Source organism: Hymenobacter sp. H14-R3, assembly GCF_030063445.1.
Lineage (GTDB): Bacteria > Bacteroidota > Bacteroidia > Cytophagales > Hymenobacteraceae > Hymenobacter.
Window position 1 is genome coordinate 1 of record NZ_JASITD010000043.1, and the last position, 25,037, is coordinate 25,037.

Sequence of the window (25,037 nt, forward strand, 5' to 3'; positions counted from 1 at the left end):
TCGTTAAGCCCCGGTGCGCCTATGGTACTGCCTTCACCGGTGGGAGAGTCGGTCGCCGCCAACTTTAGACAGAGAGCCCCCTGCCCAAGCGCTTTTATCAGCGCCCGGCAGGGGGCTCTCCCGTTTGAAAATAACTTGAATCACTTTCAACTTGGGTTTATTTTAATCTAGAGCGGTTTCCAAATCACTGTACATGATAGCCACAATGGTGAAACCAATTTTTGGCATCCTGTTCGGTTATCCACTCGGCGGCAGCCCGGAGGGCTTCCTCCAGCAGGTCGTGGGTACGGGCCTTAGCGGTGCGCAGCCATGTTTTGAGTTTGCTAAAAGCCAGTTCAATCGGGTTAAAATCAGGCGAATGAGGTGGCAGGTAGCACAGCCGTGCCCCGTAGCGTTGCACGATTTCGTCCAAGCCGTCCACTTTATGCACCGATAGGTTATCGAGTACCACCACGTCGCCCGGCCGCAGAGTGGGGCCGAGCACCTGGTCGAGGTAGGCCGCAAACACGTCGCCATTGACGGCCCCGTTGACGCTGAGCAAGGCCCCGAGCCCGTCCGGGGTCAGGGCGGCGATGAACGTCACGTTCGGGCCGCTGTGCAGCGGCACGGCCTGGTTCAGGCGCTGGCCGGCCGGGGCCCGGCCGTAGCGGCGGCAATAGGTGAGATTGGTGCTCGTCTCGTCCACGAACACGAAACGAGCAACCTCTTCTTGCTGAATGGCTTCTACAAATAAGCGGCGCAGGGCTACGACGCGTTCGGTGTCGCGCTCGGCGGCGTGGATGCTTTTTTTTTGCGCCTCCACCCCAGGCTTTCCACCGCCCGCCACGTACTCGTCTGGCTCAGGGCCGGGCCGTCGGCGGCGGCCAAGGCGGTACTTAGCTCGGCCAATGTTGCGTCGGGCTGCGCTACCAGACAGGCCCGCAACAGGTCCTGACCCGCCGGGTCCAGGCGCGGCACTGGGCCCCCGCTCGCGGGTAGGGCCGCCAGCGACCCACTCGTGCGCTGGCGCCGCAAGAGCTTGTCCACGAAGGAGACGGAAACGCTAAATTGCGCCGCCACTTGGTAGATTCGGGCCTGCGGCGCGGCACACGCCGCCGCTACCCGTTCCCGCAAATCAATCGAATACGCTTTCATAGCAGAAGGTACGTAAAATTCTGTACACCGAATTGGAAACCGCTCTAGTTATGCTCGTTGCGAAGTGGGTTGCTTGTGGAAAATGTGAAATTTGTGCGTTAGCAAGGACGTGAGATCTGGCCCAAACTCGGGGAGCTGTGTGAAAAAAGATTTACCGCTTGGTGAAACTCATCTTTGATGCTGTAGAAAGTGGAATTAATAATCTTCTGGCGAAGTTGTTTTCTATAATCGCTCAATCAGGTTCAGATAAGGCAAGTAAGGTGGTGAAAAGACCTGCATAATCGGCTTATTGTGAGCTTCCCATAAAAGTGGGCCAGTCAAAACTGAAGTCAGGCAGTTTGTGAGGTCCTTCCATTTACTGGACCGGTCGAAAGTAGAAAGTCAGGAGTTCAAAGCTCGACATTAGCAGCGGCTGCCACCACCTCATCGGGGGTTTAATTCTGTAAGGAATTGTGGGGTCGGAAGCTATTATACTCCTGCCACCATTGCTCAACTCTCTTTTGTGCGTCTGTCAGCGAGAGAAACTAATGCACGTTTAAGCACTCGTCGCGGAAGCTGCCATTAAATGATTCAATGTACGGATTATCCGTGGGTTTGCCCGGCCACCAGAAGTCCAGCGTTACATGCTGGTCGTAGGCCCAGCGGTCTAGGGCCTTGCTGATAAACTCGCTGCCATTATCTACCTGGATGCGTCCGGGTACCAAGCCCAGTTCTTGATGTAAGCGCTTCATGACGGCGACGACATCCTCCCCTTTGAGCGAATGCTCTACATGAATAGGCAGGCACTGGCGACTATAGTTATCGACTATCATTGAGGAGCGGATTTTGCGCCCATCGAAGAAATTATCGGCCACGAAATCCATGCTCCAGCACTTATGCAGACGGCCCAGTGGGAGCCGTTCTAAGCGGTGCGCGACCGCCCGGCTGCGCTTCGGGCGTTTGCTACGTAAGTGCAAGCCTTCCAGGCAGTAAAGACGGTGTGCACGTTTGTAATTATCCATCCAGCCTTCCCGCCGCAACAAAGTGTGCAGGTGTTGGCAACTATAGCGAATACGCACTTGGGTCAGTTCGCGCAAGCGCTAGCGCAATAGGGTGTCATCCCGACAATGAGCTTTATAGGACCAACTGGCCCGCGGCAAACTAATGACCCGGTAGACCCGCTGGGCCGAAATGCGGTAAGCGTCGATTAAGTGTTGAGCCATGTTCCTAGAGGTACGGGCTTCAAAACTTTTTTTTGAGTACGTCCTGCAACATCTGCTTGTCGAGACTTAGGTCGGCCACGAGCTGTTTAAGCTGCCGGTTTTCCTCTTCCAACTGCTTGAGTCGGCGTAGCTCAGGCTACGCCCAGACCACCGTACTTTTTCTTCCAGTTATAGTGGGTAGCCTCGCTGATGCCCATATTTCGGCACACCTCCGCCACGCTCACCCCCGTGTCAGCCTAGCGCAGGGCAAACACGATTTGGGCCTCGGTAAACTTAGTTTTTTTCATGACATTGTCTGTGATTTTAAGGTACAACAAATGCCTGATTTCTCTACTTTAGCTTGGTCTAGTGCTGCGTCAGGTGAATTAGGCAACAAATAAGGAGGGTAGAGTTGGGAACACATGGCCCGACCAATCATCCCTTTTGCCCTACCGGCGGCTGACCAGACCGCCCTCGAAGATTTTACCCGTACTGGTCGTCGACCCGTGCGCGCGGTGCGCCGCGCGCACGCCCTGCTAGCCCTAGCGACGGGTCTCGGCCAGTAGGCCGCCGGTCAGGCCATTGGCCTGAGCCGGCAAGCTGTTAGTAGGGTGCGCCGCCGCTATGAAGCGGCGGCCCGCAGCAAGTGGACGGCCCGCAACGCGCTGCGGTGACCGCGCTAGCCTGTACCCCTGCCCCGGTGGGCCACAGCCACTGGACCCTGCGCTTGCTGGCTGACAAAGCCGTGCAATTGTGCTTGGTGGAAGCTATTTTGCACGAAACGGTGCGCCAAGTGCTCAAAAAAACGAACTGCACCCCACCGCCAGCAGCACTGGTGCTTGGGGGCGGTGAACGCGGCGTTCGTGGCGCGGATGGAGGACGTGCTGGCCGTATATGAACGGCCTTACCACCCGCTTTTTCCCGTCGTCTGCTTCGAGGAGCGCCCGTGCGTGCTGCACGGCCAGCCCGTCGAGCCCCTGCCGCCGGTCCCGGGCCAACCCGCTGTGGAGGAGCAGCCGGCCAAAGCCAGGCGGCCCCGCCGGGAAAGCAGCACCTATATACGCCAAGGCACGGCCTGTCTGTTGGCCGCCTTCGAGCCGGGCACCGGCCAGCGCCTAGTGGAGGGCTCGGCCCGCCGCACCGGGGCGGACTACTGCCGCTTTCTGCAGCAACTGGCCGCTCACTATCCGCAGGCCGAGAAAATCGTTTTGGTGCAAGACAACCTCAACACACCTACCGACGCCGTTTTTTACCAACATCTGCCCGTGGTGCGGGCCCGCGCGCTGGCCGCGCGCTTCGAGATGCATTACACCCCGAAAAACGCCTCTTGGCTCAATATGGTCGAACTCGAACGCTCGGCCAGCGCGCGGGCCTGCACCAGCGCATCCCCACGCAAGACGAACTCACCGCCCACTTCGCCGCGTGCGTGGCCGAGCGCAATGCGGCGCGGGCCACCGTAAAATGGCAGTTTACCCTCGAAAAAGCGCGCGTCAAACTCGACCGCCACTATCAGAAAATTAAGGCAGCTAATTTGCCTGACTGAGCACTAGTGCTTTAAACCACGCCCTTGCTGTTTGGAATCATATTAGTACGTATATTTACTTATTTTAAATAAGTACCCGTTGCTCATTAGTTTGCTATACAAAAACGTCATACTGAACGCAGTGAAGCATCTTAATCAGAAGAGCAATCTTCACGTTTAGAGCTGGTTACGCGACTAAGATGCTTCACTGCGTTCAGCATGACATTCTTTTTTTAACATAAACTATTTGCCAACGGGTACTTAGTATTAAATAAAGTATATTTGTTATTAGGAAAATAATTTGCGTAGTGCCCAGAGACTCCAGATGATAACCATTATGCCAACACCGATAAACATGAGGCGGGTGGGTATGCGGCCCGCCAAGCGGGCTGCCAGGGGCGCGGCCGTAACGCCGCCTACGATAAGGCCCAGCACAATTTGCCAATGCGAGAGGCCAAGGATGGAGAAGAAAGTGAGGGCGCTGGCGAAGGTTACAAAGAACTCTACCAAGCTTACCGTGCCGATAACGTAGTTGGGGGTGCGGCCATTGGCGATGAGGGTGCTGGTGACTAACGGCCCCCAGCCGCCGCCGCCAAACGAATCGAGGAAGCCACCGGCACCAGCCAGCCAGCCGGCATTCTTGACTTTGCGGCGGCGTTCGTGCTGTTTGCGGATAGCCTTACTGATAATGCGAATTCCTAGAATGAGCAGGTAGGCAGCTAAAAGCGGCTTGATATAGTTGGAGTATTGCTCGCCAAAGTAGGAGAGTAGGAGCGCGCCGCTGACAGAACCGGCGATGCCCGGCAACAGCAAGGCCTTGAAGAGCCGCTTGTTGACGTTGCCGAAGCGGTAATGATTATAGCCTGACGCGCCGCTGGTAAACATTTCGGCCGTGTGGATACTGGCGCTGACTGATACAGGGCTCAGGCCAAGCGACATAAGAGAGATAGCGGACACTACGCCGTAGCCCATGCCCAGCATACCATCAATAAGCTGGGCCCCAAAGCCGACAGCTACGAATGTATAAAACGTGCCCGAGTTGCTGAGCACGTGCCACGCCTGCTGCCAGGTGAAGTAATACGACAGGATAGTAAGAACCAGGAAAAGCGCGAAAGCGCCCAGTGTGAACGTGGCCACGCGCTGCCAGTGCGCAATGGCGGCGGCCTCGTCGGTGGGGCCGAGGGCGGCTACAGCGTGCAGGCGGCGGGCGGCGGCCCCGGCCCGCACGCGGCCGTGCAGGTCGGCATCGGGGGTGGCTACCAGGATGAGGTCGTGGCCGGGGAGGTCATCGGGCTCGAAAGCGCGGGGGAGTAGTACCACCTGCGGATAGCGAGCCGCCAGCGTGCGCAAAGCTTGGATGAAGTGCGGCGCAACCACCGTAATAGTAGCAGTGGGGTTGGCATCAAGCACGGCTTTAAGTTGTGCCAGGGCCTCCTCTTCACCACCTACTAGTAAAACCCGCCGCTGGGCCAAGTCTAAAAAGACCGGAAGCGGCCCGCCACCCGACGGCGCTGGAGGGCCATTGGGCACTACCGGGGAAGCAGTGGAAAGCAGGTCAGTAGCCATAAGTGGAAGTAAAATACGAATCAGGTGTGAAAGTCCAGGCCCTGCACGGTGGCCTGCACCACGCCGGTGCGCACTACGAAGTCGCCGAAGCCCTCCTGGGACTGGCGCTCGGCGGCGTAGGCGGCGAGCAGGGGCGTGAGCTCGCGCAGGATGCCGTCTTCGTCAAGCATTTCGCGGTAGAGCTTGTTGAGGCGCTCGCCGGTATGGTTGGCCCCCAGGTAGAGGTTGTAGCGGCCGGGCGCGCGGCCTACCAAGCCGATTTCGCCGAGGTAGGGGCGGGCGCAGCCGTTGGGGCAGCCCGTCATGCGGAGCAGGATACCGGCTTCGGCCAGGCCGTGGGCCTGGATTACAGTATCCAATTTATCAAGTAGTTGCGGAAGATAGCGCTCTGCTTCAGCAAAGGCTTGCGAGCAGGTATTGAGGGCCACGCAGGCCAGGGCTTCGCGGCGCAGGGCGGTGAGCTGCCCGGCCTTGGGGGCTGCGCCATTTTCTTCGAGAATGGCTTGGATGCGCGCGCGGTGGCTGGGCTCAATGTTGGCCAGGATGAGGTTTTGGTTGCCGGTGAGGCGGAACTCGCCGGTGTGGAAGCTGCTAATTTCGCGCAGGGCCGACTTTAGGCGGTAGCCGGGCCGGTCGAGCACGCGGCCGCCTTCCACGAAGAGCACGAGGTGCGACGGGCCGGCGGGGTCGCCGGTCCAGCCGAAAGCATCGCTGGAGCTGTGAAACCGGTAGGGTCGCGCGGGCGCCAGCTCGTGGCCCAGGCGCTGGTGCAGCTCGGCCACGAAAGCGGGCAGGCCCGCGCGGTCGATGGTGTACTTGAGGCGCGAGAGCTTGCGATTGGCGCGGTTGCCCCAGTCGCGCTGAATAGTCACAATTTTTTCGCACACGTCCAGCACCTCGGCGGTGGGCACGAAGCCGATAATATCGGCCAGGCGAGGGTAGGTTTCGGGTAGGCCGAAGGTCATGCCCAGGCCGCCGCCCACGGCCACATTGAAGCCCAGCAGCTGGCCGTTTTGCTCAATGGCAATGAGGCCGACATCGTTGGAAAAGATGTCGGAATCGTTGTAGGGCGGCAGGGCCAGGGCAATTTTGAACTTGCGGGGCAGGTAGGTGTGGCCGTAGATGGGCTCGTCGTCCACGGCCTCGGTGGTTTCGAGCAGGTTGCCATCGAGCCATATTTCGCGGTAGGCGGTGGTGCGCGGCGTGAGGTGCGCGCTAATGGCCTGGGCCAGCGCCACTACCTCGCCATGCACGGCCGACTCGTGCGGGTTGGTGTTGCACATCACGTTGCGATTTACGTCGCCGCAGCCCGCGATGCTGTCCAACTGTACTTCGTTAAAAACCTGAATAGCAGCGGGTAGGTTGCGCTTTAGCACGCCGTGCAGCTGAAACGTTTGGCGGGTGGTGAGCTTGAGCGTGCTGTTGCCGTAGGCATCGGCGAGGGCATCCATGCGCTGCCACTGCGGAGCCGAGGCCACGCCGCCGGGCACGCGCACCCGAATCATGAACGAGAACAGCGGCTCCAGCTTCTGGCGCTTTCGCTCACTTTCGAGGTCGCGGTCGGTTTGCTGGTACGAGCCGTGGAACTTGATGAGGTGGGTATCGTCGGGGTTGAGGGCGCCGGTGAGGCGGTTGGCCAGGCTCTCGACGATAGTGCCGCGCAGGTAGCGGCTGGCGATTTTAACGTGCTCTACTTCGGAGTGGGCAGCGGGGGCGGAGGCCAGGATATCAGCCATAAGAAAATTCGAAATGAGATGAGAAGGATAACTGGCTATTACTGCGCCACTGGTACAGCCTTAAAGAGCGTGAGGCGCAGCACGTTGCGGCCGTAGTAGCCGGCGTTGTTGCTGCGCCGCTGGTAGGTGAACAGGTAGCCCAGCTGGCCCCCAGCTGGTGCTCGGCTCCTGCGTAAAGGCGGTTCTGGTCGAAGCTGTTGGTGGCGAGCATCAACTCGTCGGAAACCCGGATTTTCCAGGTGGTAGTAAATTGGTAATCAAGCTGTAAGCGGGAGCGAAAACGTAGCTTGCATAGCCATTCCTCGGTGAGGTCGGGGCCGGCTAGCTGGCGCAGCCAGCGCTGCTCCATCCGCAGGCGGGGCAGCAGGCGCAGGTGGCCGGGGAGGAGTAGGGTGGCGGTGGCTTCCTCAAAAATGCGCCGCTCGGGCACGGCCACGCCGTTTTGGGGCTGCCACGGCAGCGTACCGCTAAGGGCTGTATCCCAGGTCGGCGACACACGGTAGTGCAGGTGCTGGTGCGTGATGAACTGCCACTGCCCGCCGGGCCAGGCAAAGCGCCGCTCGTCAAACTCGCTGTGCAGCGTGAGCCGCTCGCTCAGCCGCGCCCGCAAAAATGCCCGTACCCAGTAGCCCTGCTGGTGTGTGGTCTGGGCCGGCGCGAGTAGGGGTAGCAGTAGCAGCAGGGGCAGGAATTTCACGGGTGGAAGCGCCTAGTACACGTCTTCGAGGTAGCGGCGCTGCTTGCGCAGGTTCTTCACGTAGGTCGTGGTATCGCCGGGCGAGAGGCCGGCTTCCTTTTTCACTACCTGGGCGAGGGCGGTTTGCACGGCGTGGCCGAGGCGGTTTTTATTACCGCAGACGTAGAATTGCGCCCCGTTTTCGAGCCAGCCAAATACGTCGCGGCTGTTTTCGAGCAGGCGGTTCTGCACGTATACTTTCGCAGCCTGGTCACGCGAGAAAGCCACATCGAGCTTAGCCAAGCCGCCGCGCTTGAGGTGCTGCTGCCACTCGGCCTGGTAGAGGAAGTCGGTGGTAAAGTGCGGGTTACCAAACAGCAGCCAGTTGCGGCCGGCGCTGCCCAGCTCCACCCGCTCCTCCACAAACGCCCGGAACGGCGCGATGCCCGTGCCCGCGCCCACCATGATGATGTCGGTGCTGGTTTCGGCGGGTAGTTTAAAGTACTCATTATGTTGTACATACACCCGCACCTCGTCGCCCGCCGCCACGCGGTCGGCCAGAAACGACGAGCATACGCCGTGCTTACGGCGGCCGTGGGCCTCGTAGCGCACGGCCCCTACGGTAAGGTGCACCTCGTCGGGGTGGGCCAGCCGGCTGCTGGCGATAGAGTAAGCGCGGCTGGGCAGCGGGCGCAGGGTGTCGGCCAGGGCCTGGGCGGTGAGCTGGTCGGTAGGAAAATAGGTGAGTAGGTCGGCCACGTCGCGGCCGTAGAGGTAGGGTTGCAGGCGGCTGGCGTCGGCCAGCAGGCCGTGCAATTCGGCGTGGGGGGCCAGGGCGGCGTAGCGCTCCAGCACGTCGCGGGTGAGCACGGTGAGCTCGCGGCGGCTGGCCAGGGCGGCGGCCAGCGGCAGGCTTTCGGCACCCAGCTGCACGGGGGCCGTGTCGCTGAGGCGGGCGGCGCGCAACACCTCCTCTACCAAGGGATTATGATTGATGGGCACTACGGCCAGCGCATCGCCGGGTGCGTAGTGCAGGCCCGCGGCCGTCAGGTCCAGCTCGATATGGTAGGTTTCCTTGTCTGAGCCCCGGCCATTCAACTGAATGCTTTCCAGGACTTTAGCGGGCCAGGGGTTTTCGTGGGTGAAGTGTAAATCAGGGAATGAGTGAAGGAGTGAATCAGCCTCAGGTGCGCTGGTTACGCTGGCGGGGCTGGTGCTGACGAAGCCGGCCAGCACATCCAGCACATCCTCAATCCACTTGGCAGCGGGGGCTTGAAAGGCTACGTCCACGTCCACGCGGTCGAGCAGGCGGTTGCCGCCCAGCTCGGCCAGGCGCTGGTCGAAGTCCTTGCCCGTTTGGCAGTAGTGCAGGTAGCTTTTGTCGCCCAGTGCCAGCACGGTAAAGCGTAGCTTGGGCAGCTTGGGCGCGCGCGGGCCGCTGATAAACTGGTGCAGCTCCTCGGCGCTGATGGGCGGCTCGCCCTCGCCGTGGGTGCTCACAATGACGAGCAGGTTTTGCGCCTGCGCCAGTTGCCGGGTGGGGTAGTCGTTCATGTCGTGCACCTCGGCGGTGAGGCCGCGGCTGGCGGCGGCAGCGGCCGCTTGCGCGGCTATTTTCTTGCCGTTGCCGGTGTGCGAGCCGTAAAGAATGGTCAGCTTTTGAGTGGCGGCCAGGATGGCCGGGGCTACCGCCGCCGCCGGCACTACCGCGCCCGCTGCTACCACGCCACTCGTAGCGTGGCCGTAAAAATAGCCGCTTAGCCACACCAGCTGCTGCGGGGTGAGGCCGGCCGTGAGCTGCTGCAAAGCGGCTTCATCGAGGGTAAGCGGGAGGAGGGGAACTGTAGCCATTATCGTCAGAAAATTAGTGGGTTATAAATAGTTGGGGCGGAGTAACTTAGCATCACTTGGCTGGCGCGAGGTGGCCGACTGGTTGGGGTTAGTGAGCGGACTTGCTGCAACGACAACCGGTCGGCCGGCTGGCGGCTAAGTAGTGCCTCAGCCGGCGCTAGGCTACTTTCGAATAGGGGAGGAGCTCGTGCAGCAAGGTGGGTAGCCCGGGGGCGGCGGCCCCGGGCTGGGCCGGGGTTTTGGCCAGCCGCACCACTTCACCCAGCACAATGATGGCGGGCGCACCCAGGCCGGCGCGGGCGGCGCGCTCGGCAATGGTGGCCACGGTACCTACTGCGAGGCGGGCGGTGGGCAGGGTGCCGTTTTGGATAACGGCGGCCGGCACATTGGCCCCGCCGTAGCGGCTGAAGAGGGTCGTTATTTCGGCTAAGCGACTCATGCCCATGAGGATAACCGTGGTAATGCGGGGCGTGTGCGCCGCCTCCAGCAGCGCATCGGCCAGCTGTTCGTCGGCGGTGGTGGCGGTGAGCACGCGGAAGCCCTCACTCAAACCCCGGTGCGTGGCCGGAATGCCCAGGCTACCCGCCGCCGCCACCGCGCTGCTGATGCCCGGCACGTACTCGGTGGCCAGCCCGTGGGCCTCGGCGTACAGCATTTCCTCGCGGCCCCGGCCAAATACGAAGGGGTCGCCGCCCTTTAGCCGCACCACGTGGCCGTGGCGGTAGGCGTGCTGCACAATCAGCTCATTAATAGTTTGTTGCGTGTAAGCTGCGCAGCCCCGGCGCTTACCCACAAACAGCAGTTCGGCACCGGACGGGGCGTGGGCCAGCAACTCGTCGTTGGCTAGGGCATCGTACAGCACCACGTCGGCCGCCGCCAGTACCCGGGCCCCTTTCAGGGTGAGCAGCTCCGGGTCGCCGGGGCCGGCACCTACTACGGTGAGGCGGGGCACGAAAAGCGGAGATGATTTCATAAAATATTGAGTATGATTACTTTGTGTAGGCAGCAGAACGTCGGGTAGACCGCAGGGAAGCAGCTCGCGTGCAGCACTGACTCAATCGTTAGCTCCGCTGACCTTCGGTTCGACGAGGCGAGTGAGCTGCTTCCCTGCGGTCTGCCTGACGTTTTTTTACCACTTATTCAGCAGCGTATTAGATAGAAAACGTGGCCTCCACCGGCACTTCCCGGGTGAAATACTCGGGGTCGGTGGCGGCGATGAGGCCGGCGGCGAGGGTAGCGCCGGTCTGCTCATCCACCAGGATGAAGGCGCCCGTGGCGCGGTTCTGGCGGTAGTCGTCGGCTACCAGGGGCAGGGCGGTTTTGAGGCGCACCCGCACGATGTCGTTGAGCTTGGCCTCATCAGTGCCCTGGCTCTCAAAGGTTTCGATGTTGGTTTTTTGCAAAATGGCGGTTACCGACGCCTTCACCACGGCGGCGTGGTGCTGCACCAGCAGCCTGCGGCCGGCGCGCAGGGGGCGCTCGTCCATCCAGCAGAGCGTGGCTTCGAGCTCGCGCACCACGGCGGGGTGGGCGCTCAGGGGCACAACGGTATCGCCGCGGCTGATGTCGATGTCGTCGCGCAGGCGTAGAATGACGCCCTGCGGTGCCTCGGCCGAGGCCACCGCCTGCTGGTTGACCTCAATGGACTCCAGCACCGTTTCGAGGCCCGAGGGCCAGATGCGCACTTTGTCGCCGGCCCGGTACGTACCGCTCTGAATACGACCCGCTTAGCCCCGGTAGTCGGGCAGCTCCTCGGTCTGGGGCCGGATGACGTACTGCACCTGGAAGCGGGGCTCGTAGGGGTTGGCCTCGGCGGGCACGGGCACGCTTTCGAGGTGCTCCAGCAGGCTGGGGCCACCGTACCAGGCAATGTGCTTCGAGCGCCGCACCACGTTGTCGCCATGCAGGGCGCTCAGCGGAATGGCTACCACGTGGTCCAGCTTCAGCTGCTCGGCAATGAGCTGGTAGTCAGCCACTATCTGCTGAAATACGGTTTCGTCGTAGCCTGCTAAATCCAGCTTATTCACGGCCAGCACGAAGTGCCGGATGCCCAGCAGCGAGGCCAGCAGCGTGTGGCGGCGCGTTTGCTCCACTACGCCCTGGCGGGCATCGACCAGCACAATGGCCAGGTCGGCGTTGCTGGCGCCGGTCACCATGTTGCGGGTGTACTGCACGTGGCCCGGCGCATCGGTGATGATAAACTTGCGGCGCGGCGTGGTGAAGTACTTGTGCGCCACGTCGATGGTGATGCCCTGCTCGCGCTCGGCCTTGAGGCCGTCGGTGAGCAGGGCCAGGTCGACGTCGCCGCCGGTGGTGGCGCGGCGCTTTTCCAGCATGGCCAGCACATCGAGCGATACCGAGTCGCTGTCGTAAAGCAGGCGGCCGATGAGCGTACTCTTGCCGTCGTCGACGCTGCCGCAGGTGATAAATCGTAGGATATCCATAGAGGAGATTATTTTCTGTGTCTGTCATTGCGAGCATGTTGCGCAACATGCTCGCAATGACAGGCGGTGCGGTTAAAAATACCCGTTGCGCTTGCGGTCTTCCATGCCCGTTTCGGAGAGGTTGTCGTCGAGGCGGGTGGCGCCGCGCTCGCTCACTTTGGCCAGTAGCAGGTCCTGGATGATATCGTCGATGGAGGCAGCATCGCTCTCCACGGCGGCGGTGCAGGTCGAGTCGCCCACGGTGCGGAAGCGCACGCGGCGGCTCACTATCTCGTCGGTATCGTCGAGGTTGAGGTGCTCGCTCAGGCCCAGGAGCTGGCCGCTGGGCAGCACCACGCACTGGCGCTCGTGCGCGAAGTAAATATCTGGTAATCTGATGTTTTCGCGCTGAATGTAGTTCCATACGTCCAGCTCCGTCCAGTTGGAAATGGGGAACACGCGCACGTTTTCGCCCTTCTGAATGCGGCCGTTATAGATGTTCCACAGCTCGGGGCGCTGGCGCTTGGGGTCCCACTGGCCGAAGTCGTCGCGCACCGAAAAAATGCGCTCCTTGGCACGGGCCTTCTCCTCGTCGCGCCGCGCCCCACCGATGCAGGCATCAAACTCAAACTCCTCAATCACGTCGAGCAACGTGTAGGTTTGCAAGGGGTTACGACTGGGGTATTTGCCGCCCGGCTCGTGCAGGCCGCGCGTCAGAATCGTGTCTTCCACCTTGCGCACAATCAGCTTTTCGCCGAGTGAAGTGGCCAGCTCATCGCGGAACTCAATGATTTCCTGAAAGTTGTGGCCCGTATCAATGTGCACGAGCGGAAACGGAAACTTGCCTGGCCGAAAGGCCTTCTCTGCCAGCCGCGTGAGGGCAATCGAGTCTTTGCCGCCCGAAAACAGCAGCGCCGGCCGCTCAAACTGGCCCGCCACTTCGCGCAGAATGTGAATAGCTTCGGCTTCTAATTTATCTAGGTAATCCATTGGTAAATAAGTTTTTATCATCTGCCCTTCGGTTGCCACGCTCCACATGCGTTGCGCTCGTAACAACAAGTGTTTGGTTAGGAGATAATTAGCCCTGGCCTGGCATTCGCTCCACCACTGGGTCGAGGCCCTGGCGCTCAGCAGTATCATGCAGGCCGCACTCCTTGGCGGCGGCGTTTTCCCACCACCAGCGGCCGGCCCGGAAATCTTCGCCCGGCGCAATGGCACGGGTGCAGGGCGCGCAGCCAATGCTCACAAACCCCTTCTGGTGCAGCGGGTTAACTGGTACGCCGTGCTCCTGCGCGTAGGCCAGGCACTGCGCCCAGGTCCAGTCAAAAAGTGGGTGCACTTTGAGGAGGCGGTGGCCGGCATCCCACTCGGCGCGGTGCATGTGCTGGCGGTTCTGCGACTGCTCGGCCCGAATGCCCGTGACCCATACCTGCTGGCCGGCCAGGGCCCGCGCCAGGGGCTCCACCTTGCGAAGGTGGCAGCATTCCTTGCGGTTGTCGAGGCTCTCGTAGAAGCTGTTGGGGCCTTTTTGGGTCACCAACGCTTCGAGGCTGGCCGCCTGCGGGGCGAATACTTCGATGGGCCGCCCGTAGCGCAGCAGCGTCTTATTCCAGGTAGCATACGTTTCCTGAAAGTTGCGGCCCGTGTCGAGCGTGAATACCCGGATGGGCAAGCCGTGCTCAAAAATGAAGTGGGTAATTAGCTGGTCTTCAAGCCCAAAGGAGGTAGAAAACGACGCCCGGCCGGGAAAGTGGTCGGCTAGCAGGGTCAGGGTTTCGGGCACCGAATGGCCGCGCAGGTAGCGGCGCAGGTCATCGACCTGCGCTTCAAGGGGAGCATCCATACGGAGAAGGGGAGCGGTGTTTCGGGCACGAAAACACCAAGGGGAAAATGTGCCGACGCGGCGGGGTATTTCGGGCAGGCAGCGCGCGGCTAACCCTGGCAGAAAATAGTAGTACCCGAACGGAGAGGTAGGCGGCCGGCGGCCGCGCTAAACGGCGTTAACAGCTCCGCAGTACCCCGGCGCGCATTCGGCCGGAGCTGCACATACAACAACACCCATGCTGTAAGGCAGCAAGCGAGGTGGTCGTAGAGCGGGGGTTGTTAGAGCAGCACACGGCAATTTGTTTTTATATGGTCAGGACGTAGCTGTGCTGACCTTCGGTTGGCACCGTTCCAGCAAATAGCTGGGGGTTGCCGGCGTTTCGTCGAGCCTGTCTCTCCGCGCCTCTGTATAAAAACAATCCTTCTGGCAAGAGGAATTGATGCTCCAAAGGTAGAGTAGGAATTTTCGAAATTCCTACTAATTTGTTAAATGTCTGAAAACCAACGGGGCGGCCTCTCCAACGAGAGGCCGCCCCGTTGGTTTGGACTGCGGTGTTAACTGGAATATTTCTTTTTATCTAACGTAAGCTCTTACAAAAAGAACGTTATGCAGCCCGCAGGAAAGCAACTCGCTCGCATCGTTCAACGATTTACGCGAGCTGCTTCCCTGCGGGCTGCACAACGTTCTTTTAGAAACCAGGCTACCTAAAAGCCACCTTTATCCAGGTTCAAATCCTCCTTGGGCTCGGCACCCATGAAGGGATAAGGGTACTCCGTGGGCGGGTTAAACGTCTCCTTGAGCGCGCGCGGCGACACCCAGCGCTGGAGGTTGAGCAGCGAGCCGGCCTTGTCGTTGGTGCCTGAGGCGCGGGCCCCGCCAAAGGGCTGCTGGCCCACCACGGCGCCGGTGGGCTTGTCGTTGATGTAGAAGTTGCCGGCTGCGTTCACCAGCTTTTTGGTAGCCAGGTCGATGGCGTAGCGGTCTTGCGAGAAAATGGCGCCGGTGAGGGCGTAGGGCGAGGTGCTGTCAACCAGGTCCAGGGTTTGCTCAAACTGCTCGTCGTCATAGACATACACCGTTACGACGGGGCCAAAAAGCTCGTCGCACATGGTTACGTACTTGGGGTCTTTGGCCCGGATGACGGTGGGCTGCACGAAGTAGCCTTTCGACTTGTCGTGGTGGCCGCCCACCACGATTTCGGCGTCGGGGCTGGCCTTGGCCTCGTCGATGTATTTGGCGAGCTTGTCGAAGCTGGCTTCGGTGATTACGGCGTTGATGAAGTTGTTAAAATCTTCCACATCACCCATTTTCATCGACTCCACGTCCTGCTTCACGTAGCCCAGAATCTCATCGGCGAGGTTGGAGGGCAGATACACGCGCGAGGCGGCCGAGCACTTCTGGCCCTGGTATTCAAACGCGCCGCGCGAGATGCCGGTGGCCACGGCCTTAGCGTGGGCCGAGGGGTGGGCGATGATGAAATCCTTGCCGCCGGTTTCGCCCACAATGCGCGGGTACGACTTGTAGCGGTGGATATTCTGCCCGATTTCCTGCCAGATGGTCTGGAATACCTTGGTTGAGCCCGTGAAGTGGATGCCGGCGAAGTCGCGGTGCTTGAAAATGATGTCGCCGGCCACCGGGCCATCCACAAAAATGAGGTTGATGACGCCGGCCGGTACGCCAGCTTCCACGAATAAATCCATCAGCACCTGAGCCGAATAAATTTGCGGGTAGGAGGGCTTCCACACCACCACGTTGCCCATGAGGGCGGCCGCCACGGGCAGGTTGGCGGCGATGGAGGTGAAATTGAAGGGCGTGAGCGCAAACACGAAGCCTTCGAGCGGGCGGTGCTCCAGGCGGTTCCACATGCCGGGGGCCGACTCGGGCTGCTGGTGGTAAATTTCCTGGGCGAAGTAAACGTTAAAACGCAGAAAATCAATTAGTTCGCAAGCGGCATCAATCTCGGCCTGGAAGGCGTTTTTGCTCTGGCCCAGCATAGTGGCCGCGTTGAGGCGGGCGCGGTAGGGGCCGGCCAGCAGCTCGGCGGCTTTCAGGAAAATAGCGCCGCGCTCCTCCCAGGGCAGGCCCGCCCAGGCGGTGCGGGCGGCCAGCGCCGCGTCGATGGCCTGGGTTACGTGGCCGGCGTCGCCCTCGTGAAAGTGGCCCAGCACGCGCTGGTGGTCGTGGGGCGGGGCAATGGGCAGCGTGCGGCCGGTGCGCACCGCCTGGCCGCCAATGTTCATGGCAATATCAACCTGCTGGCCGTTGAGGTCGGCGAGGGCTTTCTTCAACTCGGCGCGCTCCTTTGAGCCGGGCGCGTAGCCCTTCACGGGCTCGTTGATGGGGGTCGGGACGCGAAAAAAGGCGTTGGACATAAGCGGGAAATGCTGCCTTTTAGCGGGCAGTTGAGGGTGAGAGATGGGGTGGGAGAATAGGAATGGAAACAGGACTAAAGGAAGGCCCGCAGCTCATCCAGGCTGCTGATTTCGTAGGTGGTTTCGGCGAAGTGCCGCCGCTTGGCGGGGTTGAAATACACCTGGTCGATGCCCGCGTTGTAGGCGCCCAGCACGTCGCACTCCAGGTTGTCGCCCACCATCAGGCTTTCGGGGGCGGTGGCGCCGGTGCGGGCCAGCGCGTGGGCAAACATGCGCGGGTCGGGCTTGAGAAAACCGCTGTGCTCGGAAGTGATAACCTCCTCAAAATAGGCCGCCAACTGTGAGGAAACCAGCTTAATGCGCTGCACATCCTCGAAGCCGTTGGTGATGAGGTGCAGCCGATAGTCCTTCTTTTTGAGGTAGGTAAGCACCTCGTGGGTGTGCGGAAATACGGCCGACTTATACGGCAAGATATCAGTGAAGCGGGCCGAGATATCAGCCGGAATATCGGCTTCGGCCACGCCCAGCCGGGTGAGCGTGCGCGAAAAGCGCACCTCACGCAACTGCTTCTGCGTCACCTTATTGCTTTGGTAGAGGCGCCATAGCGCGTGGTTCACCTCGCTGTAGCGCTGGCTGAACTCGGCCAGCGTGAACAGGCCGTGGCGGGCCAGGTCGTAGTCGGTAAAGAGCTGCTCCAGCGTTTCGTTGGCGTTGGTTTCGAAGTCCCACAGCGTGTGGTCAAGGTCGAAAAACAGGTGGCGGTAGGTTTTCATGGGTCGCTAAGCGGCTATTTATCAGGGAACAAGCCGGTGGCCAGCGCCTGCACAATGCGGGCGGCATCCTTGGGCTGGGCATTGTTGAAGTACACGCCGGATGGGTAAATTACCAACGCCGCGCCGGGCCCTTTTTTGCAATTTTTGCAGCGGTCGAGGCAGTTACAGGTCTGGATTTGGGTGGTCACCTTTTCACCATCAACCACCACGGATTTCACGCCCTGGGCTTTCAGCTCTTTTTTGAGGGCCTTGGCCACGTCGTCGCCAACGCCCGATTTCTGGTGATTGCAAACGAATATGCGGCGTTCGGCCATGGTACTAAGTAGGAGTTGTGAATTATGAGCTATGAATTAGTAACTAGGAGCTTGCAGCAGGGTGCCTGCTGAGAATTCGTAACTCATAATTCCAAATTCTTAATTCAGGAAGAGGGTTGCCAGCGGCGGTTCTGAATTTTGTATGCGGCCAGCTCGCGGTTGTTCCACAAGGTTTGGTATACCTGCTGGTCGCGCACGAGCTGGGGGTCGCGCTCCATCAAGGCCAATAACTGGTGCAGCAGCTCGGCAGTTTCGTCGCGCAGGAAATAGAACATCCAGTTGTCGAGGCGGCGCACGCCCACCAGGCCGGCGTTTTTGAGGTAAGCCAGCTGGCGCGAGGTTTTAGTTTGCGTAAAATCAAGCACTTGCTCCAGGTCGCCGACCACCATTTCGTGGTTGCGCCACAACAAATGGAGCATCCGCACGCGGCTTTCGTCGCCAAGCGCCTTAAAAAGCTGCTGCCCGAATGCAACCGGGAAATGTTTTACGCGCATCTACCGTTTAGAATGGCCCGGCCCGGCCGGATTGGTTCCCAAAAGTACGACTAGGGCGGCGGGCAGGTTCGTATATTTGTTACCGTACCCTTTTGCTAACCCCGCGCCCTGTGAATAGCCGCCGTCTTCTTTTGCTACTGAGCCTGGTCGTGCTGACTGGGCTGCTGGCCGCGCCCCGTGCCTGGGCCCAGGGTAAGCGCCGGGTGGTGCAGTTTACGGGTATTGTGGCGAGCGGCGACAGCCTGCTGGGCGTGCCCGGCGCCACCGTATACGTGCCCAAGGCCGGGCGCGGCACCACCACCAATGCCTACGGCTACTTCTCGATGCCCGTGCTGGCCGGCGATAGCATTGTGATACGCTCGCTGGGCTACCGCAACCAAACCATTGTGGTACCAGCTGATTACCAGCGCCAAAGCTTCTCGGTTATCATCTCCCTGAAAGAAGACCCCAACATGCTGCCCGAGGTGCGGGTATTCCCGTACGCCACCGAAAAGGAGTTTAAGCGGGCCTTTCTGGCGCTGCGCATGCCGAATGAGCGGGGCTCGGCCGCGGCCGAAAACCTGAATGAGGACCTGATGCGCAAGATTTTCAACTCACAGCCCATGGGCCCCACCGCCAACTTCCGCCAAACGATGTCGCAGCAGCAGTACGACCAAGACCGCCGCTGGGGTATTGCACCTAACTTGCAGAGCAACAACCCGTTGCTTAATCCCTTTAGCTGGCTTAAGCTGGTGAAGCAGGTGAAAGATGGCGAGTTTAAGAAGCGGGAAGGCATTGACTATTAAGGCGTATTGAAGCAGGAATAGATAACCTCAACCAAGGTTTCGGGGTTAAGTAGGGTGGCAGTCAATTGCCACCTTTTGCTTTTTCTGATGGATACGAATCTTCCGGTTTCGGCGCAGCCGCGGGTGCTGATAGTGGGCTGCGGCTTTGGCGGCCTCAAGCTGGCGCAAGACTTAGCCGACGCACCCGTGCAGGTAGTGATGGTAGACCGCAATAACTACCACAACTTCCAGCCGCTGCTCTACCAGGTGGCCACCGGCGCGCTGGAGCCCGACAGCATTGCCTACCCCGTGCGCAAGATTTTTGCGGGCCAAAAGAACTTTTTCTTTCGGCTGGCTAATGTGACGGGGGTGAACCCGGCCGCCAACCGGCTGCAAACCAACCTCGGCGATATCAGCTACGACTACCTGGTGCTGGCCACGGGCTCGCTCACCAACTTTTTTGGGATTGAGAGCATCGAGAAAAACGCGATGCAGATTAAGAGCATTCCGAACGCGCTAAACCTGCGGAGCTACATTTTTCAGAACTTTGAGCAGGCCATTCTGGAAACGGACCCGGCCCGCAAGCAGTCGCTGCTCAACATTGTGGTGGTGGGCGGCGGCCCCACGGGCGTCGAAATCAGCGGCTCGCTGGCCGAAATGCGCAAGCATACGCTGCCCAAAGACTACCCGGAGCTGGACCTGAACAAGATGCAGATTTACCTGGTAGAAGCCGGGCCGGCGCTGCTGGGGCCCATGTCGAAAGCCTCGCAGGACGATGCCAAGCACTACCTCGATGAGCTGGGCGTAGATGTGCGTTTGAACACGGCCATGAAGCGCTACGAGGACGGCCGGGCGTATTATTCCGATACCGAGTTTATCGCGACCGATAACATGGTGTGGGCGGCCGGCGTAAACGGCGCGGCGCTGCCGGGCCTGCCCGAGGCGGCCATCACGCGCAACAAGCGCATTACGGTGAACCTTTTCAACCAGGTGGAGGGCGAAACCAACATCTTCGCCATCGGCGACGTGGCCAACATGGTGACGCCCGAAATGCCCAAGGGCCTGCCCATGCTGGCCCCGGTGGCCCAGCAGCAGGCCTCACACCTCGCCGATAACCTGCAACGGCTATTGCGCGGCGAAAAGCCGAAAGATTTTTCGTACCTCGACAAGGGCGTGATGGCCATTGTGAGCCGCAACAAGGCCGTGGTAGATTTGCCCAAGGGCATCCACTTCAAGGGCTTTCTGGGGTGGTTGTCGTGGCTGTTTATCCACCTTATTCTGCTGGTGGGCTTCCGCAACAAGCTGGTGGCGCTGGTCGATTGGGCGTTTAGCTACTTCAGCTCGGGGCAGGCGCTGCGGCTCATTATCCGGCCCTTCAACAAGTACGATGTGAAGGACGACCTGGGTAAGAAGGCGGCCGAGCACGCGGCAGCCACCCTGGAGTATAACCCAACCCCCTCGGCGGTGCAGCAGGAGCCGGTGCGCTAGCCAACGGGCGGCCGCTAGCCATTAAAAAACCCCCGCAGCAACCGCTGCGGGGGTTTTTTAATGGCTAGCGGAAGGCAAAAGTGTGTTTATAGCAGTCAGGCTGAGGGTGGTAGCAACGAGGCGCTACCAGTAGAAGCGGTTAGCAGCTGGGCAGAGTCAGGGCCAGTGACCGGAAGGCAGAAGCGTGTTTTATAGCGGATAGAGTTAGTTCGGCTGCCGGTGGCGCAGACGCTTGAGGCCGTAGGCCACGCCGGAGGCCAGCAGCAGCGAGGCGCCGCCATCGAGGGGCACGGCCGTGGGGTCAACGGCCGGGGGTGGAGTAGGGGCGGGGCCATTGTCAAGGGGAGCCTGGGCCGAAGCCAGCTGGCTGCCGCCCAGCAGTAGGGCAAAAAGCAGGAGTTTTTTCATAATGAAGGGGGAAACGTGCGCCGGCACGAGGGCCCCGGCGCGGTTTTCGGCTTATTGAATAGTGAGGCGCCTGCTGAGCACCACCTCGCCCGCCGTGAGGCGCACCACATACACGCCGCTGGGCAGCTGTGCCGTGGGCAGGGTGAGGGTGGTACCGCTGGCGGGCAGGCTGGCTTGCTGGCGCAGCACCACCCGGCCCAGGGCATCGAGCACATCGGCCTGCACGGTGCTGGCCCCGGCAACGCCGGGCAGCGACACGGCCACCTGCGCGGTGGCGGGGTTGGGGTAGAGCGACACGGCGGCAGCCAGTGCGGCCGGCGTGGCGGCCAGGGCCGTGGCCGAGAACGTGACCGTGAAGCGGCCTTGCACCAGCGCCTGGGCGGCCGTTACGCTGAAGCTGTAGCTGCGGCCCACGGCCAGGGCCGTGGTGGTGCCGGTGGCGGCATCGCGCAGGTAGGCGGTGAGGCCGGCGGGCAGGTTGGTCAGGGCTGAGGCGGTGAGCGTGTAGCTACCGGCGGCGGGCACGCCCACGGCCAGTGGCAGCACGGTGGCCGTAGTGAAGGCCGCGCGGCCGTCGATGGCCAGCTGGTCGGGGCCGGCTACGCTGCTCAGGTTCAGGCCGTGGCCGTTGGGCAGCTTGGCCGCGTCAAACGCGCCCTCGAAGCTGGGCGAGGCGCCCGCTTCGGCGTAGGCTACCCAGGCGTCGGCCAGGCTGTTGCCGGCCAGCGTGAGGCGCAGAGCGGGTCGGGTATCGGCGATGGTGCGCTGAAAGCTAGTGGTTTGAGCCGTGGCGTAGTCGGTTACGCGCTGGCTGTTGCGGAAGGTGAGCGCGCCGCTGGTGTTGCCGCTGCTCACCCGCACAAAGAATCCCTGGCCGCTGGCAATGAGCGGGTTGTTGCTGCCCGTGGTGCTCTGGCCGTTCACGAAGGCGCGGTAGCCGCCGGTGTACTGGCCGCTGCTTTGCACTACGTAGATGGCCGCGTCGAGGCCGCTGCGGTCGGTGGCTTGCACCAGGGAATAATCGAGCGGGGCGGGGTAGGGGTTGCCCACCAGGTTCCAGCCGGCATCGGCAGCCGTGGGGCCGCTGTTGCGGGCCAGGCTCAGGGTCAGGTCGTTGTTGCCCAGCGTGCCCTGGAAATCTACCAGCTGGCCGGCACCGATGTTAACGGCGTAGCCCTGGCCGGGCGTGAGCGCATCGGTAGCCTGCGGCACCACGAAGCCCTTATCGAAGGCCGCGTAGTTATTGGTTACCGAAGCCAACCGGCTCTGGTCGTAGCCAAACACGGTGGGGAAGGGCGTGGTGGTGCCCGGCGTGGCCGAGGTGTTGTAGCGCTGGGTGAGGGTGGGCGTGAAGCCGTTCGTGGCCAAGTCGGCCACAGTGGTGTTGGTCACCGGGGCGCTGTAGTGGCGGTAGCCGTTGCCGGCGTTCAGCAAGCCGTCGATGTAGCGCTGCACGGTGGCCGTGCCCGTTACGGTGCCGGTGCTGCTGTTCACGGCCAGGGCCGTGCCGGTGGCATCGGAGAGCAGCGTGAGGGCGTTGCCGCCCGTGGCCAGGTTGCCAGCATCGGCCAGGGTGAGCACGCGGCGCACCTGGGCGGCGTTGGCCAGGGTAGCGGTGCCGCTGGCTTTGTCCACGGTGAGGTTGGGCACGGTGCCGCCGTTCAGGCCGAGGCTTTGGGCGGCGGTGCCGCTCAAGCGCAGCGTGCCGGTGCTGCCGGCGGTGGGGCCGGCCTGAGCCACGTTACCGGTCACGCTCAGTAGGCCGGTGCTTAGGTCGAGGGTGCTGGCGGCGGCGCTGCTCACGTCACCGCTGACGGTGGCCGTGCCAGTGGTGGTGAGGCGGGCTGCGCCGGTCTGGGTGAGGCCGCCGTTTACGGTGAGCACGCCGCCCGTGTTCACGAATAGGGTGCCGCCGTTGCTGGTCAGGACGGGGGTTTGGGCGGCCAGCGGGCCGGCCGCCAGCAGGCCCAGCCCCAGCAGGGTCAGGCGGCGGGAGTGGGTAGGAAACTGGTTCATATCGAAGGGATGCTAAAAGTGGCAGCCCTGCGGCTAGAGCTTCACCACTGTGAAGATGCAGCTTCCGTCGGTTTTGAGGGCTTGGGCAGCAACGCCGCTGTTTGCACCTAGTCCTTTGATACGGAACGTATCACCAGCCGCGAGTTTCACTACCCCTACTATTAATCCTGGATTTGATTTCATGCCAGTTGGCAGGTTAGGAGGACTTGAGGCCACGTAAGGTGGATATATGTTATTGGGCGAGCCGATGGCCGAATTATTTACCTCAATATAAATCCAGGAACCAACCGTGCTGTTCGGAGTAGGATTATCCAGCGCAATCGCGCGGGCCTGCACCAGATAAGTGCCAGCCCCGGAGGTCCCTACGGTATAAACACCCGTGCTAGTATTGTAGCTGCCAACGCCTGCCGTAGGCGAAACGGTAGAGTTATCGAAAGCAATAGCATCCCCGGTATTGGTCCCATTTGAAAGGGGTAGTACTTGAGAGCCAGATGTCTTTGTAGCAATCAACTGCGTGGTGCCGCTGCCCCCGCCACCCGTCGGCGTGGTCCACTGCGTGTTGTAGTTGGTGCCATCAATCTTGCTCAGCACCTGCCCGGCTGTTCCGCCGGTGGGCACGCCCTGGCCATTGGAGCCGGCCGCGCCGGTATCGCCTTTCGGGCCAGCCACGCCATTGTCGCCTTTCGGACCCTGGCCTCCGGCCGCGCCGGTATCGCCCTTCGCGCCTGCGGTGCCAGCGTCGCCTTTTGGGCCAGCCGTGCCGGTGTCACCCTTGTCGCCTTTTGGGCCTGCGGTGCCAGTATCGCCTTTGTCGCCCTTCGTACCGGCCGTGCCAGCGTCGCCTTTTGGGCCAGCGGCACCGGTATCGCCTTTCGGACCCTGCGAGCCACTGCCGCCGCTGCCGCCATTCAGGGCGGTCCAGGCGGTGCCGTTGTAGAAGTAGAAGCCGGCCGTGCCGTCGGTCTGGTACACGAGCAGGCCGGTGGCGGGGCTGGCAATGCTGCCGCGCTGGCTGGCCGTGAGGCGCGGAGTGAGCAGGCCCTGGGTGGTGCTACTCACATCGAGGGCAGCCGAGGCATTGGGGGTGGCGGTGCCGATGCCGATGTTATTCTGAGCCTGGGCGGCGGTGGTAGCTCCTGCGAGGAGCAGGGTGGGCAGTAGCCAGCTACGCAAGGTGGCGGTAGAGAGCGTAAATTTTTTCACAAGAAAAGAGGTTGGGGGTGATGAAGAAAATAAATTGAGTAAATGAGCAACTAGCCAACAGCGCCCGCTAAACGGCCAGGACTGCCGCCGCTGTGGTCGCCTACCACTCTACTGAATAGGTTACCAGGCCCCACCGGCACCAAAGCATCTACTTGTGCGCCCTGCCCACCGCCGGTAGCTACTATCTAGAGTTGCGTGACGCCCATCCGCACAGCATAGGTTTGGGTGCCGCCTGTATGGGCCAAGGAGGTGGTGGTTTGGGCCTGGACCGACAGGCCGGCAAGCAGCAAGGCCCCGCTTAGCAGCCATGACCAAGCCCGGTATGCCGGGCGCGGCCGGGGGGAGGTGAGAGATAGATAAATAGATGTTATCATAAAAAAATTAAAAAAGTGAGTGAAAGACGGTGTTTGGTATTCTGGTAGTCGATGCGGCGATTAGGACTACAAAGCACCCACTGCCCGCCGCCCTTCGCAAAACATTTGAGCCTCAGCCTCAGCTTTTGAGGTCGGGGCAGCGGCCAAAGTCGGAATCGTAATATATTTTCGACGGGTAGTGCCATGGGCAGCGGTGACTTGGCTCTGGCCCAGCAAAAAGCCCCGGCACCGCAGGGCGGTACCGGGGCTTTGGCGGGCTGGGGAGTGGGCGGGCCGGCTAGGCGGGCAGTGTGGCGCGGTGGGCGGCGATGCCGCCCTTCACCGTGGTGAGGGTGGCCACCTGCTCGGCCACCTGCTCGGCCACCTGCTCGGCCACCTGCTCGGCATCGACTACGGCTAGGAAGCGCGTCACGCCCGTGCTCAGGCGGCCGCGCTTGGCCAGGCGGGTGCGCTGCACTTGCAGGGTGGCCAGTTCGTTGGTAGTGGTTTCGCCGCCCCCGGCATCGATGCCGGGGGCGGCGGACACGGCGTTGGCGCTGGCTATTTTGGCATCTACCTTGGCTAGGTCACTGATGGTGCTGGCCTGGGTGCGGCCGGCCCGCTCGGTGCTGAGGTCGGCGGCCGCGTCGCGGCCCTAGTAGATGCGCAATTCAAAATCAACTTCGACGGTGGCCGTGTCGCACTCGGCGCGGGTGGTGAGGGAGGAGTAATTTATACTACTGGGGAGCGAAAAAAATGAAAGAACATAACATAAGTATAAATTACTTAAGCATTTGGGCGTGCTAAGGCTGCTTTAGAGCGGTTTCAGAGTCCGTGTACAGCTTGCTGGGTGCGGGCTGCCGGCTTTTCGCCGGCTGACCGCTCGTCGACAGAACAACCGGCCCGCACAAAGAGTGGACAGCCGGCGAAAAGCCGGC

Annotated in this window: 22 protein-coding genes, 1 pseudogene and 1 riboswitch; of the genes and pseudogenes, 3 read left to right on the forward strand and 20 right to left on the reverse strand. The window is 61.4% G+C overall.

Annotation, left to right across the window (positions count from 1 at the left end; translation table 11 throughout):
* Nucleotides 1–184 precede the first annotated feature (184 nt).
* Nucleotides 185–802 carry an IS630 family transposase gene (locus tag QMK33_RS22295; RefSeq protein WP_283566839.1) on the reverse strand — a complete coding sequence of 206 codons (618 nt, stop codon included), beginning with the start codon at nucleotides 800–802 and terminating at the stop codon, nucleotides 185–187.
* A 766-nt stretch (nucleotides 803–1,568) separates the two neighbouring features.
* A pseudogene (locus QMK33_RS22300) lies at nucleotides 1,569–2,623 on the reverse strand (IS3 family transposase).
* A 540-nt stretch (nucleotides 2,624–3,163) separates the two neighbouring features.
* On the opposite strand from QMK33_RS22300, the gene QMK33_RS22305 reads away from it, so the two are divergent.
* Entirely contained in the window at nucleotides 3,164–3,775 is a 612-nt protein-coding gene (locus QMK33_RS22305; protein WP_283566840.1) for a transposase, read from the forward strand.
* A 350-nt stretch (nucleotides 3,776–4,125) separates the two neighbouring features.
* Here the strand turns inward: QMK33_RS22305 and QMK33_RS22310 are convergent, their stop codons facing one another.
* The 13 genes from QMK33_RS22310 to QMK33_RS22365 form a co-directional block, all read right to left on the reverse strand.
* Nucleotides 4,126–5,403, reverse strand: coding sequence for a TSUP family transporter (locus QMK33_RS22310; RefSeq protein WP_283566841.1), 1,278 nt, complete (start codon nucleotides 5,401–5,403; stop codon nucleotides 4,126–4,128).
* A 20-nt stretch (nucleotides 5,404–5,423) separates the two neighbouring features.
* On the reverse strand, nucleotides 5,424–7,139 hold the full coding sequence (gene cysI, locus QMK33_RS22315) for an assimilatory sulfite reductase (NADPH) hemoprotein subunit (protein ID WP_283566842.1): 1,716 nt from the start codon (nucleotides 7,137–7,139) through the stop codon (nucleotides 5,424–5,426).
* A complete protein-coding gene (locus QMK33_RS22320) occupies nucleotides 7,132–7,836 on the reverse strand; it encodes a DUF2490 domain-containing protein (RefSeq protein WP_283566843.1) in 705 nt (234 codons plus the stop codon). Before QMK33_RS22320 ends, cysI begins: the two co-directional genes overlap by 8 nt.
* A 12-nt stretch (nucleotides 7,837–7,848) precedes the next feature.
* Nucleotides 7,849–9,666, reverse strand: a complete 1,818-nt coding sequence (locus QMK33_RS22325) for an assimilatory sulfite reductase (NADPH) flavoprotein subunit (protein ID WP_283566844.1) — start codon at nucleotides 9,664–9,666, stop codon at nucleotides 7,849–7,851.
* 157 nt (nucleotides 9,667–9,823) lie between these two features.
* Nucleotides 9,824–10,639, reverse strand: a complete 816-nt coding sequence (gene cobA, locus QMK33_RS22330) for a uroporphyrinogen-III C-methyltransferase (protein ID WP_283566845.1) — start codon at nucleotides 10,637–10,639, stop codon at nucleotides 9,824–9,826.
* A gap of 178 nt (nucleotides 10,640–10,817) precedes the next feature.
* A complete protein-coding gene (locus QMK33_RS23540) occupies nucleotides 10,818–11,384 on the reverse strand; it encodes an elongation factor 1-alpha C-terminal domain-related protein (RefSeq protein ID WP_349361791.1) in 567 nt (188 codons plus the stop codon).
* Between the two features lie 9 nt (nucleotides 11,385–11,393).
* Nucleotides 11,394–12,110 (reverse strand): GTP-binding protein, encoded by a 717-nt coding sequence (locus QMK33_RS23545; protein ID WP_349361790.1) that lies wholly within the window; start codon nucleotides 12,108–12,110, stop codon nucleotides 11,394–11,396.
* 72 nt (nucleotides 12,111–12,182) lie between these two features.
* Entirely contained in the window at nucleotides 12,183–13,079 is an 897-nt protein-coding gene (gene cysD, locus QMK33_RS22340; RefSeq protein WP_283566846.1) for a sulfate adenylyltransferase subunit CysD, read from the reverse strand.
* Between the two features lie 88 nt (nucleotides 13,080–13,167).
* Nucleotides 13,168–13,932, reverse strand: a complete 765-nt coding sequence (locus QMK33_RS22345) for a phosphoadenylyl-sulfate reductase (RefSeq protein ID WP_283566847.1) — start codon at nucleotides 13,930–13,932, stop codon at nucleotides 13,168–13,170.
* Between the two features lie 283 nt (nucleotides 13,933–14,215).
* Nucleotides 14,216–14,329: riboswitch (SAM riboswitch) on the reverse strand.
* 289 nt (nucleotides 14,330–14,618) lie between these two features.
* On the reverse strand, nucleotides 14,619–16,286 hold the full coding sequence (pruA, locus tag QMK33_RS22350; RefSeq protein ID WP_283566848.1) for an L-glutamate gamma-semialdehyde dehydrogenase: 1,668 nt from the start codon (nucleotides 16,284–16,286) through the stop codon (nucleotides 14,619–14,621).
* 74 nt (nucleotides 16,287–16,360) lie between these two features.
* The gene (locus QMK33_RS22355; RefSeq protein WP_283566849.1) at nucleotides 16,361–17,059 is read right to left on the reverse strand and encodes a YjjG family noncanonical pyrimidine nucleotidase; all 699 of its coding nucleotides are present in this window, start codon (nucleotides 17,057–17,059) and stop codon (nucleotides 16,361–16,363) included.
* 14 nt (nucleotides 17,060–17,073) lie between these two features.
* Complete coding sequence (locus QMK33_RS22360) at nucleotides 17,074–17,373, reverse strand: (2Fe-2S) ferredoxin domain-containing protein (protein ID WP_283566850.1); 300 nt, start codon at nucleotides 17,371–17,373, stop codon at nucleotides 17,074–17,076.
* A gap of 104 nt (nucleotides 17,374–17,477) precedes the next feature.
* On the reverse strand, nucleotides 17,478–17,867 hold the full coding sequence (locus tag QMK33_RS22365; protein WP_283566851.1) for an ArsR/SmtB family transcription factor: 390 nt from the start codon (nucleotides 17,865–17,867) through the stop codon (nucleotides 17,478–17,480).
* A gap of 131 nt (nucleotides 17,868–17,998) precedes the next feature.
* Between QMK33_RS22365 and QMK33_RS22370 the strand changes: the two genes are divergently transcribed.
* Nucleotides 17,999–18,652 carry a carboxypeptidase-like regulatory domain-containing protein gene (locus QMK33_RS22370; protein WP_283566852.1) on the forward strand — a complete coding sequence of 218 codons (654 nt, stop codon included), beginning with the start codon at nucleotides 17,999–18,001 and terminating at the stop codon, nucleotides 18,650–18,652.
* An 87-nt stretch (nucleotides 18,653–18,739) separates the two neighbouring features.
* A complete protein-coding gene (locus QMK33_RS22375; RefSeq protein WP_283566853.1) occupies nucleotides 18,740–20,119 on the forward strand; it encodes an NAD(P)/FAD-dependent oxidoreductase in 1,380 nt (459 codons plus the stop codon).
* 204 nt (nucleotides 20,120–20,323) lie between these two features.
* On the opposite strand, the gene QMK33_RS22380 is transcribed toward QMK33_RS22375, so the two are convergent.
* The 5 genes from QMK33_RS22380 to QMK33_RS22400 all read right to left on the reverse strand — a co-directional run bounded on the left by QMK33_RS22380 (nucleotide 20,324) and on the right by QMK33_RS22400 (nucleotide 24,646).
* The gene (locus tag QMK33_RS22380) at nucleotides 20,324–20,527 is read right to left on the reverse strand and encodes a PID-CTERM protein-sorting domain-containing protein (protein WP_283566854.1); all 204 of its coding nucleotides are present in this window, start codon (nucleotides 20,525–20,527) and stop codon (nucleotides 20,324–20,326) included.
* A 51-nt stretch (nucleotides 20,528–20,578) separates the two neighbouring features.
* Nucleotides 20,579–22,543 (reverse strand): T9SS type A sorting domain-containing protein, encoded by a 1,965-nt coding sequence (locus tag QMK33_RS22385; RefSeq protein ID WP_283566855.1) that lies wholly within the window; start codon nucleotides 22,541–22,543, stop codon nucleotides 20,579–20,581.
* Nucleotides 22,544–22,576: 33 nt separating this feature from the next.
* Nucleotides 22,577–23,746: a phage tail-like protein gene (locus QMK33_RS22390; protein WP_283566856.1), complete on the reverse strand. Its 1,170-nt coding sequence runs from the start codon at nucleotides 23,744–23,746 to the stop codon at nucleotides 22,577–22,579.
* A 185-nt stretch (nucleotides 23,747–23,931) separates the two neighbouring features.
* Nucleotides 23,932–24,120, reverse strand: coding sequence for a hypothetical protein (locus QMK33_RS22395; RefSeq protein ID WP_283566857.1), 189 nt, complete (start codon nucleotides 24,118–24,120; stop codon nucleotides 23,932–23,934).
* A gap of 277 nt (nucleotides 24,121–24,397) precedes the next feature.
* Nucleotides 24,398–24,646, reverse strand: coding sequence for a hypothetical protein (locus tag QMK33_RS22400; RefSeq protein ID WP_283566858.1), 249 nt, complete (start codon nucleotides 24,644–24,646; stop codon nucleotides 24,398–24,400).
* Nucleotides 24,647–25,037: the final 391 nt, after the last annotated feature.

Excerpts from the sequence above, each read along its gene's own strand:
- QMK33_RS22310 (WP_283566841.1), bottom strand. The coding sequence starts at position 5,403 with ATGGCTACTGACCTGCTTTCCACTGCTTCCCCGGTAGTGCCCAATGGC.
- QMK33_RS22360 (WP_283566850.1), bottom strand. The coding sequence starts at position 17,373 with ATGGCCGAACGCCGCATATTCGTTTGCAATCACCAGAAATCGGGCGTT.
- QMK33_RS22380 (WP_283566854.1), bottom strand. The coding sequence starts at position 20,527 with ATGAAAAAACTCCTGCTTTTTGCCCTACTGCTGGGCGGCAGCCAGCTG.
- cobA (WP_283566845.1), bottom strand. The coding sequence starts at position 10,639 with ATGAAATCATCTCCGCTTTTCGTGCCCCGCCTCACCGTAGTAGGTGCC.
- QMK33_RS22365 (WP_283566851.1), bottom strand. The coding sequence starts at position 17,867 with ATGCGCGTAAAACATTTCCCGGTTGCATTCGGGCAGCAGCTTTTTAAG.
- pruA (WP_283566848.1), bottom strand. The coding sequence starts at position 16,286 with ATGTCCAACGCCTTTTTTCGCGTCCCGACCCCCATCAACGAGCCCGTG.
- QMK33_RS22375 (WP_283566853.1), top strand. The coding sequence starts at position 18,740 with ATGGATACGAATCTTCCGGTTTCGGCGCAGCCGCGGGTGCTGATAGTG.
- QMK33_RS22345 (WP_283566847.1), bottom strand. The coding sequence starts at position 13,932 with ATGGATGCTCCCCTTGAAGCGCAGGTCGATGACCTGCGCCGCTACCTG.
- cysD (WP_283566846.1), bottom strand. The coding sequence starts at position 13,079 with ATGGATTACCTAGATAAATTAGAAGCCGAAGCTATTCACATTCTGCGC.
- QMK33_RS22385 (WP_283566855.1), bottom strand. The coding sequence starts at position 22,543 with ATGAACCAGTTTCCTACCCACTCCCGCCGCCTGACCCTGCTGGGGCTG.
- cysI (WP_283566842.1), bottom strand. The coding sequence starts at position 7,139 with ATGGCTGATATCCTGGCCTCCGCCCCCGCTGCCCACTCCGAAGTAGAG.
- QMK33_RS22325 (WP_283566844.1), bottom strand. The coding sequence starts at position 9,666 with ATGGCTACAGTTCCCCTCCTCCCGCTTACCCTCGATGAAGCCGCTTTG.
- QMK33_RS22355 (WP_283566849.1), bottom strand. The coding sequence starts at position 17,059 with ATGAAAACCTACCGCCACCTGTTTTTCGACCTTGACCACACGCTGTGG.
- QMK33_RS22395 (WP_283566857.1), bottom strand. The coding sequence starts at position 24,120 with ATGATAACATCTATTTATCTATCTCTCACCTCCCCCCGGCCGCGCCCG.
- QMK33_RS23545 (WP_349361790.1), bottom strand. The coding sequence starts at position 12,110 with ATGGATATCCTACGATTTATCACCTGCGGCAGCGTCGACGACGGCAAG.